Source organism: Aeribacillus sp. FSL K6-1305 (assembly GCF_038050115.1).
Lineage (GTDB): Bacteria > Bacillota > Bacilli > Bacillales > Aeribacillaceae > Aeribacillus > Aeribacillus composti.
On sequence record NZ_JBBOQV010000002.1, the window covers coordinates 717156 to 731115 of the forward strand.

Genomic DNA, 13960 nt, shown 5'->3' on the forward strand with positions numbered 1-13960 from the left:
ACCACTGGCATAAAGAGAACAGCTATTCACGGAAGTTATAAAGACTTGCGTCAATTATCTTAATTGAACCGCCGTATACGGAACCGTACGTACGGTGGTGTGAGAGGACGGGAGTTAATCGCTCCCTCCTACTCGATTATTTCCACTCTTCACGTATTTAACGAACGACGGCGCTACCTGTTTAAAACATCTTTCGGATGGAAAGCTACAACGTAAAACATGATTGTGTTGGATGGTTTTATTTCCATGATTTTCAAAGTTCATCTATATGATATTTCGACACGGTTTGTTGAAGTTCTGCTTTTCCTCTTTAGGAACAGACTAAAACCTTTTGTTCCTCTAATTCACCTTCTTATTTTGGGGAATTTTTCTAAAATCCTGCCGGTGAATTTGCCAAGAAAGCTCATCACTTCGAAGGGCGGACAGTCAATTCCCTTCACAATAGTCAACAGGATAGCAGGCATTTCATCGCTGTTAAATTTTATTGAGCGTGGCAAGGAGCAGAAAATAAACCTTTCAGGTAAGGTGTCTCTAGTATTGCGATACCACGAAGGTTAAATGGGGTATGTGTTAGGATTTTTTTATATGATGGGCGTAAAACCCCTATGCCTTTAGGCTAGGGGATGTAAGCCCTAATTTCGGAAACATATTTCATTCCTTATCCAAGCCTTTGCGTATTAGCTCATAAACAGCACCTGCAAAGGTTGGGATATTGCGTTTTTCCCTGTATTCTTCAATCCGCACTACTAAATCGACAGGAAATTTAATCAACTTTGCTATACGTTCCATTGGTTTCACTCCTTTTAAGTATATACTATTGACATATACTAATACTACATATATACTTATAGTATATATTAAAAGGAGGTGAAAATCAATGATGGTAAATAAGGCATATAAATTTAGAATCTATCCAAACAAAGAACAAGAAATATTAATTAATAAAACATTTGGTTGCTGTCGATTTGTATTTAATCATTTTTTAGCAAAATGGAATGATGCTTACAAAGAAACAGGTAAAGGATTGACTTATAACGCTTGTTCTTCTCAATTAACACAAATAAAAAAGGAATTAGTGTGGTTAAAAGAAGTCGACAGTATTGCAATTCAATCTTCACTCAAAAACCTTGCTGATGCTTATTCTCGCTTCTTTAAGAAGCAAAACGATGCACCTCGCTTCAAGTCCAAAAAGAATAAGGTTCAATCTTACACGACTAAATATACAAACGGAAACATTGCCATTATAGATAACAAAATTAAGCTACCTAAACTTGGTCTTGTTAAGTTTGCCAAAAGTCGAGAAGTAGAAGGTCGTATTCTTAGTGCGACTGTTAGACGTAATCCAACTGGTAAATATTTTGTTTCAATCCTTACTGAAACAGAAGTACAAGAGTTGCCTAAAACTGACTCGGCAGTTGGCATAGATGTTGGTTTAAAGGACTTTGCTATTCTTTCAGACGGAATAACATATACCAATCCCAAATGGTTTCGTAAATTAGAAGATAAGCTAGCGAAAGCACAACGTATTCTTTCAAGACGTAAGAAAGGTGGTTCAAATTGGAATAAGCAGCGTATTAAAGTGGCTCGTATTCATGAAAAAATCACAAACACTAGAAATGATTACTTGCATAAAATCTCTACCGAAATCATCAAAAACCACGATGCAATTGGTATTGAAGATTTGCAGGTATCTAATATGTTGAAAAACCATAAATTAGCCAAAGCGATTAGTGAAGTATCATGGTCACAATTTAGAACGATGTTAGAGTACAAAGCGAAATGGTACGGAAAGCAAGTTGTAACGGTGGCGAAAAATTTTCCATCTAGTCAGCTTTGTTCGTGTTGTGGCTACCAAAACAAAGACGTTAAAAATCTTGCGTTGCGTGAATGGGAGTGTCCTAATTGTCATACCCATCATGACCGAGATATTAACGCAAGTATCAATATCAAAAATGAAGCCATAAGGCTTCTAACCGTAGGGACTACGGGGATAGCTTAGTAAATTAAGGTTCATTAGAACCTTCTACCTAAGAATCCACTACGGCTTTAGCCTAGTGGTAGTTCAATTACGGAACTTATGCCGGAATTTGGACTTAAAAGCCGTGAAGTTTAGCCGAGCACTCTTTTTCTAAAGATTCTCTTTCAGCCGAATGTGGACGAGATTATGTTATAATATGCTGGAAAAAGATGAAACATGAATTTTGGAAGGAGTAAACGTGTGATTCAAAATGTGCCACAAGCAAGAACGAACAAATTTTTGCAAGGTGCGGTTTTATTGACGGCTGCTGGAATCATTACGAAAGGATTAAGTGCTATCTACCGAGTTCCTTATCAAAATATTGTAGGGGATATCGGTTTTTATATTTATCAGCAAATATATCCGTTTTTAGCAATTGTCATGGTTTTATCGACAACGGGATTTCCGGTTATTCTGTCAAAGCTGCTGAATGAGTATAGCGATGGCAGCAATTTTAAAAATTTCCGGAAAATATTGGTCGTCTGTTTTTCTTTTTTTGCTTTGATCAGTCTGTTTTCGTTCACGAGCTTGTTTTTAGGAGCTGACAAGCTTGCCCGTTGGATGGGTGATCCGAAACTGGCGCTTTTATTAAAAGCGGCTGCATGTTCGTTTCTGTTTTTTCCATTTATTTCAATGCTAAGAGGCGTTTTTCAAAGCTGCCATGAAATGCTGCCGGTATCTTTGTCGCAAATCGTTGAACAAGCTATACGGGTCGGTGCTTTTTTATCGATCACTTGCTTTTTCGTTTATAATGGATTCGATCTTTATGAAACAGCTGCCGGCGCCATTTTTAGCTCCCTCATTGGATATATCGGGGCGTTTATGCTTTTGCTTGTATATTGGAAAAAAAGAGTGCCGTTACCGCTTTCCCGATCATCGAAAGAAGCGGCTGTATCTGTGAAAAAGATCTTAACCAAATTGCTGATTTATACTGTGACCTTTTGTTTGACGAGCATGCTGATGATTTTTATGCAATTGGCAGATTCATTTCAGCTGTATAAACTGATGGTCAGCAGCGGTGCAGATCCTAAAGCAGCGAAAATAGCAAAAGGCATATATGATCGGGGACAACCGCTATTGCAGGTAGGAACGGTTGCAGCTACATCTCTCGCATTGTCTCTTGTTCCGCTTATTTCATCGTTTCGGCATAAAGCATTTCAATATATTCAGCAGCATGTCGCCTTATCTTTTAAAATTTGTTTGATTGTCGCCATCGGGGCTACGGTAGGTTTAATTTCCATCATCGAGCAAGTTGATTTCATGCTGTTTGCCGATACAAAAGGGGCGGGCGTATTATCGGTGTTCAGCATTTCGATTTTATTTAGCTCGGTTGCGATAACGTCTGCCGGCATTTTGCAAGGAGTCAATGAAACCGTCTGGCCGGCTTTATCTGTTTTAGCCGGAGTAGCCGTGAAAATCTTACTCAATGAATGCTTCATTCCGTTTTTCCATACATACGGGGCGGCATTGGCGACTGTTTGCGGATATGGAGTCGTGTGCTTGTTGAATCTAGCGGTTTTAAATCGGAAAAAATATAAGTTAGCTTCTTTCAAGGCTGTATGGAAAATGATTGGCTCTGCTGTTGTCATGTTTTTATCGATCAAGCTTTACTTTTTTCTATTTGATTTTTTTATATCAGACGAAACGCGTATGAGCGCTTCCATTCAATCATTGACAGCTGTCGTTTTCGGAGCGGCTGTGTATATGTTTTTCATCATCCAATCAGCCATTTTTACAGGGAAGGAAATAGAGAGCTTGCCTTTTAAAAATAAACTGGTTTGTTTGATCAGTGCATGGAAAGAGAGGAAGGAAAATGGATAAGCAAATTACGATTGTTGGCCTGGGCGCGGGGGATGTCGATCAGCTGCCGCTAGGGGTTTTTAAAATTTTGACCTCCAGTCTGCCGCTATTTGTAAGAACAGAGGATCATCCTGTTTTAAGTGAAATTAAAGACGAAATTGGCTCGTTTCAGTCTTTCGATTCCGTTTATGAAATGTTTGATCAATTTGAAGATGTTTATGCGGAAATTGCAAAAAAACTATTGGAGGAAGCAGAAAAATATCAGCATATCGTATATGCGGTACCTGGACATCCGCTTGTTGCAGAAAAAACCGTTCAGCTTTTGCTGAAGGAAATGGAGCAAGGAAAAGTAAATGTGTCGATACAGGGCGGACAATCGTTTTTGGATGCAATGTTTCAAGCTCTGCGCATCGATCCTGTCGAAGGCTTGCAATTCATTGATGCGCAGGATATGAAGCGGGAAGAGCTTTCCTTTCGGCAGCATTTGATTATTTGCCAAGTTTATGACAAGATGATTGCATCGGATGTGAAATTGACGTTAATGGAAGACTTGCCGTTCGATTATGAAGTTTACCTCGTAACGGCTGCAGGGAGCAAATACGAGGACATTAAAAAAGTTCGATTATATGAAATGGATAGATGTGTAGAACTGAGCAATTTAACATCGTTATACATCCCGCCGGTCAAGGATGAACAATTGCTGTATCATCGCTTTTCAGCGTTGCGAAACGTCATTCGAACACTTCGCGGGCCAAACGGCTGTCCGTGGGATCGAAAGCAAACCCATCAATCATTAAAGCGGTACTTAATTGAAGAATGCTACGAGCTGATTGAAGCTATTGATGAAAATGATATTGATCATATGATTGAAGAGCTCGGAGACGTTTTGCTTCAGGTGGTGCTTCATGCCCAAATTGGAGATGACGAAGGATTTTTTACCATTGATGATGTGATTCGCATGTTAACAGATAAAATGATCCGCCGCCATCCCCATGTTTTTGGCAATGTCGAGGCACAAAATGCAGAAGAAGCTGTAAAGAACTGGGAGGAAGCAAAAAAATCTGAAAACAGGAATGAGAGCGAATCACTTTTAGATTCTGTTTCAAAGGCGCTCCCAGCTCTGTCAAAAGCTTATCAATATCAAAGAAAGGCGGCGAAAATCGGTTTCGATTGGCCGGATGTACTGGATGCTTGGGAGAAGGTGTCAGAAGAACTGCAGGAGTTTAAAAAGGAAATCGATAATGGAGATGGCGGAACGGAAAAAGCAAAAGAAGAGTTCGGCGATATTCTGTTTGCTCTTATTAATGTTGGAAGATTTTACGAAATTGAGCCTGAAGAAGCATTAGTCATGACAAACGAAAAGTTTTCGCGGAGATTTCGGTTTATAGAACAAAAGGCCCGTGATGCTGGGAAAAATTTAAAAAGTATGTCTTTGGCAGAAATGGATCAATATTGGGAAGAGGCTAAAATGAAAGAGAGGGATCGGACATGAGATTAGATAAATTTTTAAAAGTATCGAGGCTGGTGAAAAGACGCACGCTTGCCAAGGAAGTGGCAGATCAAGGAAGAGTGACAATCAACGGGCATCCAGCAAAAGCGAGCTCCAATGTGAAGGTTGGCGACGAGCTGTCCATTCAATTTGGACATAAGGTAGTGACAATAAAAATCGAATCTATAAATGAAACAGTAAAGAAGGAAGAGGCAAAAAATCTTTATACCATTTTGAAGGAAGAACAAAGGACAGATTTATAAAACGCTCCCTGTATTGTACAAGGAAACAACAAGGCTTGTTCTAAACCCTGCACATCTTACATAAAAATGTAAAAGGAAAGCATCCATTAATTAGAGTGCGGGGGGATGATAATGAGCCAGTATTATGGCGGTAACCATTCACATAAAGAAACCGTGCAGGAGCATAATGTAGTCATGAAGGACCGGAAGCTGTTAGATATTTCTGGCGTGAAGCAGGTGGAAAGCTTTGATAATGAGGAATTTTTGCTTGAGACGGTAATGGGTCCGCTCGCGGTTCGGGGAGAACATTTACAAATGAAAAACTTGGATGTCGATAAAGGCGTCGTATCCATAAAAGGAAAAATTTATGAAGTTTCTTATTTAGATGATTTCAGCTCGGAGAAGGCTAAAGGCATTTTTAGCAAGTTGTTTAAATGACCCTTACCACTCAATTTTACACCATGATTGCGATGATCGGCATGGGCAGTTTTCTAGGCGCCGCACTTGATACTTACAATTTTTTTTTAAAAAGATGGGATCGAAAAAGGTGGGTTGTTTTTTTAAACGATTTAGTATTTTGGGCGGTTCAAGGACTTTTAACTTTTTATGTTCTATTGTATGTAAATCAAGGGGAATTAAGATTTTATGTATTTTTAGCACTTTTATGCGGTTTTGCCGCCTATCAAAGCCTCCTACGGAACGGATACATGGCATGTTTGCGGATTATGATAAAAATCGCTGTTTCTATATACCAATTTTTTGTAAAAATCGTTTTACTGCTTCTTATCAATCCTATTAAATGGATAGTTCATATGGCGATAGCATGTTCTATGTCTCTTTTACTATTTTTATGGAAGGTTATCAAATGGTCTTCACAACTCTTATTCAAGTTATGTAAAATATTATTAGCGCCATTACTATGGGGATTGAACATACTTTGGGGAAAAGCTCCTCAACCAATAAAGCAAAAGATGCTGCATTCGAAACAAATCATAGAAGGAATATTCATAAATATAAAGAATATGTTACGTAAGCTGTATCGTCGGTTCCGCTAAATTTAGGAGGGATTGCAGGAATGAGAGAGAAACGAGAGTTGAATGTAGCTATGCTGCAGCAAACAAATGAACCTGGACAAGAAGTTAAAGCTGAGATGAGACAAAGAAGAAAACGAGGGCTAATTCGACGGTTAGCTGCATTTGGTATAATGGCTGTTACTTGTATTGCGATTATGGCGTCAACGCTCGTTTCTCAATCAATTGCTATCAATAAGAAGCTTGAAGAAAAAAAACAGCTTGAAACAAAACTGGAGAATTTAAAAGAAGAGGAAAAAGATTTGAAGGCGGAAATCATCAAGCTGAAGGATGAAGAATATATCACAAAGCTTGCAAGAAAAGATTATTTTTTATCTGATGAAGGAGAAGTCATTTTTAATATTCCGGGGAATGAACAGTAATATTGACCCCGTTTTTTTATTTTTGTATAATTAAATAAATTATTTTTAATTTTTTTATGATTTAAGGAGGAGCATTTTTTTTATGTCAATTGAAGTTGGCAGCAAGTTACAAGGTAAAGTAACTGGCATTACGAATTTTGGAGCATTTGTGGAGCTGCCAGGAGGCTCAACAGGACTTGTTCATATTAGTGAAGTTGCTGACAATTACGTGAAAGACATTCATGATCATTTAAAAGTCGGCGATGAGGTTGAAGTCAAGGTTATTAATGTAGAAGAAGACGGAAAAATCGGATTGTCCATCAAAAAGGCAAAAGATCGTCCAAAAAAACATGATCATCGTTCCAAAGAAAGTTTTGAGCAAAAAATGAGCCGCTTTTTAAAAGAGAGCGAGGACCGTCTTGCTTCACTTCGGCGTCACACTGAATCAAGACGAGGAGGGAGAGGAGCAAGAAGGGGGTAACTTGCTGCTGTTAATGTTATAGATGATCGCAGACCGCCACCTGAAGATTCAGGTGGTGTATTTAAATTGTCCGAAAATTATTTTTTTATTTTATTGTTGACGGCTCTCATGTTCATATGTATTATAGAACATGTGCGTATTTTACATGAACATAAAGATGCAGTTGATTTGGCGGCGTAGCTCAGCTGGCTAGAGCGTACGGTTCATACCCGTGAGGTCGGGGGTTCGATTCCCTCCGCCGCTACCAATTGAATATTGGCCCGTTGGTCAAGTGGTTAAGACACCGCCCTTTCACGGCGGTAACACGGGTTCGAATCCCGTACGGGTCATGAGAAGAGGCTCTTTCTTTAAAAGAAAGAGTCTTTTTTTTATGGAAAAGTTTAAAATTTTGTATTTATATAGGATAGATAAATTTAATTTTTCACCGATTTCAACAAGTTCCGACTCATGTTTTTCGGCTTTCGCTTTTAAAACGGACCAACACGCTGTTACAATCATCTCTTTGAAATGACGCGACTCAATGTCTCAATGGGCTGCTCTGTTCCTTTTAAAAGATTTGTCGTCTATAACAGAAATCGTCGAAATATTCTTATAAACAATTTCCTCCTTTTGACAAATTCCTTTATGAAAAGCTTGTATAATGACTATCAATTACGGTAGTAGGAGGAGTGTCGCTATAATGGAAAAAGTTGAGAGAAGATTTCTGATACCTTTTGCCAATGTCCAATTGGAAAGAACACAATCACTTCTATGGAGATCTTGGAAAAGAGCGGGGCTGCATTTGCATTCTTTTCTGTTTCACAAAGGGTTTGTTTATGTATTGGTCGGGTTTTTGCTGGGGAGAGCTTTTATTTTATCTGAAATTATTCCGTTCGCCCTTCCTTTTTTTGGAGCTGTATGGCTTTTAAAAAGGGACAAGGCATTGCTTGCTGCACTATCACTAATTGCAGGGGCATTCACCATCTCATTGGAATTATGTTTGTTAGTGCTTTCTTCTATATGTATATTTCTTTTGCTTCATAAAATGACTAGTTTTTTCATTAAAACAGATGAAATAAAAATATTGCCTTTTACGATTTTTTCGGGACTTGCTGCCAGCCGCCTTTTATATTCAAAGTTAACTGCAGGATTTATCAGCACGTACGATCTTTTAATGACAGGGGTTGAGGCAGGTCTGTCGATCATCCTGACGTTGATTTTTTTGCAGAGCATCCCGCTTCTTTCAGTGCGGAAATATAAACAAACTTTACGAGTCGAAGAGATTATCTGCTTGATGATTTTGCTTGCGTCCGTCATGACGGGCTTAGTTGGAATCAGTTACCAAAATATACAGGCAGAACACGTTCTTTCACGATATATTATCCTATTGCTCGCTTTTACCGGAGGTGCAGGCATCGGATGTACAGTTGGTGCTGTAACAGGTTTGGTGCTTAGCCTGGCGAATGTTTCCAATTTGTATCATATGAGCCTACTTGCATTTTCAGGTTTATTGGGAGGTCTGCTAAAGGAAGGACAAAAAGCAGGAGCGTCAGTTGGCCTGATCATTGGCTCACTTTTAATCACGCTATATGGAGAAGGATCGGCTGATGTTTGGACAACCTTATGGGAATCGGGCGCCGCGGTTTTGCTGTTTTTACTGACCCCGAAAAGCTTTACAGAACAGCTGGCAAAGCATATTCCTGGAACAAACGAGCATGTTTTGGAGCAGCAGAAGTATGTTCGAAATATACGTGATATAACTGCTCGGCGGGTTGATCAATTTTCTAACGTTTTTCGGGCATTATCTGAGAGCTTTTCGACTTTTTACCCGGAGGATGGAGAGGATATAGAAAGAGAAACGGATTTATTTTTAAGCAAGATCACCGGACAGACATGCCAAACTTGTTTTAAGAAGGAGAAATGCTGGGTCAACAATTTTGACCAGACATATCAATTAATGAAGCAAGTGATGAATGAAACGAAAGAAAAGACGTATGCAAATAATCGCAGATTGCAGAAAAAGCTTCACAGGCATTGTTCGAAGGCTAATCTAGTGGTCGGGACGATTGAGCAGGAAATGCACTTTTTAGAAGCGAATCGGAAATTAAAAAAGCAAGTGCAAGAAAGCAGAAGATTGGTAGCTGAACAGCTGCTAGGAGTTGCTCAAGTAATGTCCGACTTTTCTCGGGAAATGAAAAAGGAACGGGAACATCATTTTCTGCAGGAAGAGCAAATTTTCTATGCTCTTCAAAACTTCGGTTTAGAAATTGGCCATATTGATATATACAGCCTTGAAAAAGGGAACGTCGATATAGAAATGAGCATTCCGTATTGCGGCGGCCATGGAGAATGTGAAAAAATTATTGCTCCGATGCTTTCCGATATATTAAACGAAATGATCATCGTGAAAAATGAAGAATGTGCAGGTTATCCAAATGGATTTTGCCACGTTGTGTTCGGTTCTGCAAAAGCATACAAAGTGGAAACGGGTGTTGCTCATGCTGCAAAAGGAGGAGGTCTTGTTTCAGGCGACAGCCATTCCATGATTGAATTGGGCGTCGGAAAATTTGCCATAGCCATTAGCGATGGAATGGGGAACGGGGAAAGGGCTCATTTTGAAAGCAATGAAACGATTAAATTGTTGGAAAAAATTCTTCAATCAGGCATTGATGAAAAAATTGCTATCAAAACCATCAACTCTATATTGTCGCTGAGAACGACAGATGAAATTTATGCAACATTAGATTTGTCTATCATTGATTTACAAAGCGCCAATTGCAAATTTATGAAAATCGGATCTACTCCGAGTTTTATTAAACGAGGAAATAAAATTATCAAAATCGAGTCTAGTAATTTGCCGATCGGCATTATCGATGATTTTGAGGTGGACATTGTAGACGAACAGCTAAAAGCAGGAGATTTATTAATTATGATGAGTGACGGAATATTTGAGGGACCAAGGCATGTAGAAAATTATGATTTATGGATGAAAAGAAAAATAAAAGAAATAGAGACTGATGATCCACAAGAAATAGCCGATTTAATTATGGAGGAGGTGATCCGCTCCAGATCGGGGGCAATCGATGACGATATGACGGTTGTGGTGGCTCGAATTAATCATAATACACCGAAATGGGCGGCGATCCCTGTTTCAAATTTTTATAAATCGAAAAAGATAAGCTGATTTTCTGCCATGCTTAGTATAAAACGTTTTCCTTCTGGTGAGGATGGTAATAAATCATTGACCAGGAGGAGGAAAAATGAGAAAAGGAACATTAAAACAAATTTTGTTGTTAACTGACGGATGCTCAAATCATGGTGAAGATCCAATTGCTATGGCGGCTTTAGCTAAGGAGCATGGGATTACTGTCAACGTAATTGGGATTTTAGAAGAGAATGTGATAGATCAAGATGCAATGCAGGAAATAGAAGGAATTGCTGAGGCAGGGGGAGGAGTGAGCCAGGTAGTTTATGCCCATCAGCTTTCACAAACAGTACAGATGGTCACTAGAAAAGCGATGACGCAAACATTGCAGGGAGTTGTTAATCGTGAATTAAAGCATATTTTAGGAAAATCAACTTCTATTGAAGAGCTGCCGCCTGAACAGCGTGGTGAAGTTATGGAGGTTGTGGAAGAGCTTGGTGAAACGGTCAATTTAGAAATTTTAATTCTCGTAGATACGAGTGCAAGCATGGGGCCAAAGCTTCCAACGGTAAAAGAAGCGCTTTTTGATTTATCCATTAGCCTAAATTCAAGAATAGGCAATAATCAATATTCGCTGTTTATATTTCCTGGGAAAAGATCAGAAACAGAAATTTTATTGGATTGGACTCCGAAACTGGATTCTTTATCAACCATTTTTCCGAAATTAACGACAGAAGGATTGACACCAACTGGTCCGGCGATAAAAGGAGCTATACAACATTTTAAACAAAAACGCTCATTGAGGGGAATGCTCGATGATGAATACCTCGATGAACAAAGCATGTAAAGTTCTTCCCGGTACCATTATTAAAGGAAAATGGCATGGAAACACGTATCGGATATTAAAAATGCTGGGGTGCGGAGCAACAGGGTCGGTTTACCTTATTGAATCCAGTAAAGGGTATGCAGCATTAAAAATAAGTGAAAATAGCATGGGAATCACTTCAGAAGTAAACGTGTTAAAGAGACTGGCCAAGGTCCAAGGTTCGTGCCTTGGGCCTTCTTTGATCGATGTGGACGATTGGTTTAACACAGCTAGCGGAAAGATGCTTCCGTTTTATGTTATGGAGTATGTTAAAGGTGAACATTTTATCCAGTTTATTAAAAATAATGGTGCGATTTGGATTGACGTGCTAATCTTGCAGCTTTTGTCCAATTTGGAGGAGCTTCATCAGTCAGGCTGGGTTTTTGGTGATTTAAAGCCTGACAATCTAATTGTTACAGGACCTCCTCCCAAAATTCGCTGTATTGATGTAGGTGGCACAACGATAAACGGAAGATCCATTAAAGAATTTACAGAGTTTTTTGACAGGGGATACTGGGAATTGGGGACGAGAAAAGCTGAACCGAAATATGATCTTTTTGCAGTCGGTATGATTATTATCAATGCTGTTTTTCAAAAACGCTTTTCAAAAAAAGGAAACAGTAAGGAGCAATTGATGCAAATCATTAACTCCCATCCTTTTTTAAACGAAAGAAAACAAGTGTTGACGAAAGCTTTATTTGGCTCCTATTCATCCGCTTTGGAAATGAAGCAGGATCTTTTGCATCATGTTTCAAACGCTAATTTGCAAAGAAAGAGAAATGTACAAGCACAATCTAAACCGAAAAGGACAGCTAACAATCGAAAAAGAAAGAAAAAGAAAAGCAAAGGGCTGATCGAAACATTGGTGATCATGGTTTGCCTGGCATTTCTATATTCTTTATATATTTTTGCGACACTTCTGTAAATGGCTGCTGCTTGTTTAAAGCGGCAGTGCTTTTCCCCCTTCTCATGCTTCCGCGAGTGCCCCGACTATTTCAAAAAATGTCCGATCTGAACTGCTTCCCTTTTAGGAAAATAACAGTAAAATGCAAAAGGCTTTGTCTTTGCAGAAGGCAGGCAAATAATGATAGGATAAAGATAACTAGAGAAATATTGGATGTGACGGTCTTTGATTCAAAATGTATGTGCGTTTATTGAAAAACATCAATTGCTCCAAAAAAATAGTACGGTCATAGTAGGTGTGTCCGGCGGCCCGGATTCACTGGCACTTCTACATTTTTTAAATACATTTAAAGATCAATATGGCATCACTGTTATAGCAGCACATGTTGATCATATGTTCCGAGGCATAGAATCACAAAAAGAGATGGAATTTGTCATCAATTTTTGCCGGGAATTAAACATACCTTGTTACGCTAAGCAAATCAATGCGGCCCGTTATGCTGAGAAACACCGGTTGAATGCCCAGCAGGCTGCTAGAGAATGCCGCTACCAATTTTTCTTAGAGTTGATGGATCAGCTTCAGGCGGATGCTTTGGCTCTAGCTCATCATGGAGATGACCAAATTGAAACGATTTTAATGAATCTTGTTCGCGGAACAATAGGGAAGGGACTAGCGGGAATTCCTGTCATACGGCCTTTCGGCAGAGGGAGAATCATACGCCCCTTTTTAGCCGCAACAAAGGATGAAATTTTAAAGTATTGTGAAGAATTTCAGCTGGCGCCCCGATTTGATCCAAGCAATGAAAAAGATACGTATACACGGAACAGGTTTCGCAAATATGTTTTGCCGTTTTTGAAAAAGGAGAACAAAAGGCTGCATGAACATTTTCAATATTTCAGTGAGGTCTTTTTGGATGATGAGCGATTTTTGGAGGAATTAACGAAGGAAAAATTAAATAAAGTAGTGATAAGAAAAACGAATTCTTCCGTTACTATTCATAAACAAGAATATAAAAAGCTTCCTGATCCGATCAAAAGGAGAGCGGTTTATCAAATATTGAATGATCTGATAAAAAGCGGCTCCTTCTCGGCTGTTCATATTGAAAATGTAAACGGATTTTTGATGAAAGCGCACCCTTCGGGGATGCTTCATTTGCCTATGGGGCTCAAAGTCATAAAATCTTATGATGAATGCACCTTTACGTTTCAATCTCCAAATAGTGAATCTTTCTGCTACACGGTACCGGTACCGGGAAAAATACATTTGCCGAACGGAAAAATATTTTTTACTGAAACCTTTTTTGGGATTCCTTCGTATAAAGGTGATGACGTTTTCTATCTTCCAAAAAAATGGTACGTTCCGCCTTTAATTATTCGGAGCAGAAAAAAAGGAGACAAAATGACAATTAAAGGCATGAACGGCACGAAAAAGGTAAAAGATATTTTTATTGATAAAAAAATACCGAGGGAAGAGCGCAACCTTCTCCCAATCGTTGAAAATGGCAACGGCCAAATCATATGGATTCCGCTTGTAAAAAAATCAAATTTAGAGGAAATTAGCATTACCAATGAATCTTATATTGTATTACAATATAAAGAGCAGTGAT

Annotated in this window: 13 protein-coding genes and 2 tRNA genes; 14 read left to right on the plus strand and 1 reads right to left on the minus strand. The window is 38.9% G+C overall.

The window, feature by feature from the left end; translation table 11 throughout:
* Nucleotides 1-651: 651 nt before the first annotated feature.
* A complete protein-coding gene (locus NST97_RS13210; protein WP_198318550.1) occupies nucleotides 652-789 on the minus strand; it encodes a hypothetical protein in 138 nt (45 codons plus the stop codon).
* An 88-nt stretch (nucleotides 790-877) separates the two neighbouring features.
* Here NST97_RS13210 and tnpB point away from each other — a divergent pair, with 88 nt between their 5' ends.
* From tnpB to tilS, 14 genes are all read left to right on the plus strand, one after another.
* Nucleotides 878-1999 carry an IS200/IS605 family element RNA-guided endonuclease TnpB gene (gene tnpB / locus NST97_RS13215; RefSeq protein WP_327864142.1) on the plus strand — a complete coding sequence of 374 codons (1122 nt, stop codon included), beginning with the start codon at nucleotides 878-880 and terminating at the stop codon, nucleotides 1997-1999.
* Between the two features lie 219 nt (nucleotides 2000-2218).
* Nucleotides 2219-3838 carry a putative polysaccharide biosynthesis protein gene (locus NST97_RS13220; RefSeq protein WP_339198219.1) on the plus strand — a complete coding sequence of 540 codons (1620 nt, stop codon included), beginning with the start codon at nucleotides 2219-2221 and terminating at the stop codon, nucleotides 3836-3838.
* Nucleotides 3831-5309, plus strand: coding sequence for a nucleoside triphosphate pyrophosphohydrolase (mazG, locus tag NST97_RS13225; protein ID WP_339198222.1), 1479 nt, complete (start codon nucleotides 3831-3833; stop codon nucleotides 5307-5309). The genes NST97_RS13220 and mazG overlap by 8 nt, the downstream gene beginning before the upstream one ends.
* Nucleotides 5306-5569, plus strand: coding sequence for an RNA-binding S4 domain-containing protein (locus NST97_RS13230; RefSeq protein WP_063387573.1), 264 nt, complete (start codon nucleotides 5306-5308; stop codon nucleotides 5567-5569). The genes mazG and NST97_RS13230 overlap by 4 nt, the downstream gene beginning before the upstream one ends.
* Before the next feature lie 111 nt (nucleotides 5570-5680).
* Nucleotides 5681-5986, plus strand: a complete 306-nt coding sequence (gene yabP, locus NST97_RS13235) for a sporulation protein YabP (RefSeq protein WP_063387572.1) — start codon at nucleotides 5681-5683, stop codon at nucleotides 5984-5986.
* Nucleotides 5983-6603 carry a spore cortex biosynthesis protein YabQ gene (gene yabQ, locus NST97_RS13240; RefSeq protein ID WP_117017229.1) on the plus strand — a complete coding sequence of 207 codons (621 nt, stop codon included), beginning with the start codon at nucleotides 5983-5985 and terminating at the stop codon, nucleotides 6601-6603. The genes yabP and yabQ overlap by 4 nt, the downstream gene beginning before the upstream one ends.
* 20 nt (nucleotides 6604-6623) lie before the next feature.
* Nucleotides 6624-7001 (plus strand): FtsB family cell division protein, encoded by a 378-nt coding sequence (locus NST97_RS13245; protein ID WP_063387570.1) that lies wholly within the window; start codon nucleotides 6624-6626, stop codon nucleotides 6999-7001.
* 82 nt (nucleotides 7002-7083) lie between these two features.
* Nucleotides 7084-7461, plus strand: a complete 378-nt coding sequence (locus tag NST97_RS13250) for a S1 domain-containing RNA-binding protein (RefSeq protein ID WP_063387569.1) — start codon at nucleotides 7084-7086, stop codon at nucleotides 7459-7461.
* Nucleotides 7462-7631: 170 nt separating this feature from the next.
* Nucleotides 7632-7708: transfer RNA gene (locus NST97_RS13255), tRNA-Met, on the plus strand.
* Nucleotides 7709-7718: 10 nt separating this feature from the next.
* Nucleotides 7719-7790 (plus strand) — tRNA-Glu (locus tag NST97_RS13260).
* A 350-nt stretch (nucleotides 7791-8140) separates the two neighbouring features.
* Nucleotides 8141-10624, plus strand: coding sequence for a stage II sporulation protein E (gene spoIIE / locus NST97_RS13265; protein ID WP_339198226.1), 2484 nt, complete (start codon nucleotides 8141-8143; stop codon nucleotides 10622-10624).
* 76 nt (nucleotides 10625-10700) lie between these two features.
* On the plus strand, nucleotides 10701-11432 hold the full coding sequence (locus NST97_RS13270; protein WP_066247229.1) for a vWA domain-containing protein: 732 nt from the start codon (nucleotides 10701-10703) through the stop codon (nucleotides 11430-11432).
* Entirely contained in the window at nucleotides 11401-12375 is a 975-nt protein-coding gene (locus NST97_RS13275; RefSeq protein WP_063387566.1) for a protein kinase domain-containing protein, read from the plus strand. The genes NST97_RS13270 and NST97_RS13275 overlap by 32 nt, the downstream gene beginning before the upstream one ends.
* Before the next feature lie 207 nt (nucleotides 12376-12582).
* Nucleotides 12583-13959 (plus strand): tRNA lysidine(34) synthetase TilS, encoded by a 1377-nt coding sequence (gene tilS, locus NST97_RS13280; protein ID WP_340882442.1) that lies wholly within the window; start codon nucleotides 12583-12585, stop codon nucleotides 13957-13959.
* Nucleotide 13960 lies beyond the last annotated feature (1 nt).

What these genes read in the sequence shown, in the direction of transcription:
- NST97_RS13210 (WP_198318550.1), bottom strand. Translation starts at nt 789, where the DNA reads ATGGAACGTATAGCAAAGTTGATTAAATTTCCTGTCGATTTAGTAGTG.
- tnpB (WP_327864142.1), top strand. Translation starts at nt 878, where the DNA reads ATGATGGTAAATAAGGCATATAAATTTAGAATCTATCCAAACAAAGAA.
- mazG (WP_339198222.1), top strand. Translation starts at nt 3,831, where the DNA reads ATGGATAAGCAAATTACGATTGTTGGCCTGGGCGCGGGGGATGTCGAT.
- NST97_RS13230 (WP_063387573.1), top strand. Translation starts at nt 5,306, where the DNA reads ATGAGATTAGATAAATTTTTAAAAGTATCGAGGCTGGTGAAAAGACGC.
- yabP (WP_063387572.1), top strand. Translation starts at nt 5,681, where the DNA reads ATGAGCCAGTATTATGGCGGTAACCATTCACATAAAGAAACCGTGCAG.
- yabQ (WP_117017229.1), top strand. Translation starts at nt 5,983, where the DNA reads ATGACCCTTACCACTCAATTTTACACCATGATTGCGATGATCGGCATG.
- NST97_RS13245 (WP_063387570.1), top strand. Translation starts at nt 6,624, where the DNA reads ATGAGAGAGAAACGAGAGTTGAATGTAGCTATGCTGCAGCAAACAAAT.
- NST97_RS13250 (WP_063387569.1), top strand. Translation starts at nt 7,084, where the DNA reads ATGTCAATTGAAGTTGGCAGCAAGTTACAAGGTAAAGTAACTGGCATT.
- spoIIE (WP_339198226.1), top strand. Translation starts at nt 8,141, where the DNA reads ATGGAAAAAGTTGAGAGAAGATTTCTGATACCTTTTGCCAATGTCCAA.
- NST97_RS13270 (WP_066247229.1), top strand. Translation starts at nt 10,701, where the DNA reads ATGAGAAAAGGAACATTAAAACAAATTTTGTTGTTAACTGACGGATGC.
- NST97_RS13275 (WP_063387566.1), top strand. Translation starts at nt 11,401, where the DNA reads ATGATGAATACCTCGATGAACAAAGCATGTAAAGTTCTTCCCGGTACC.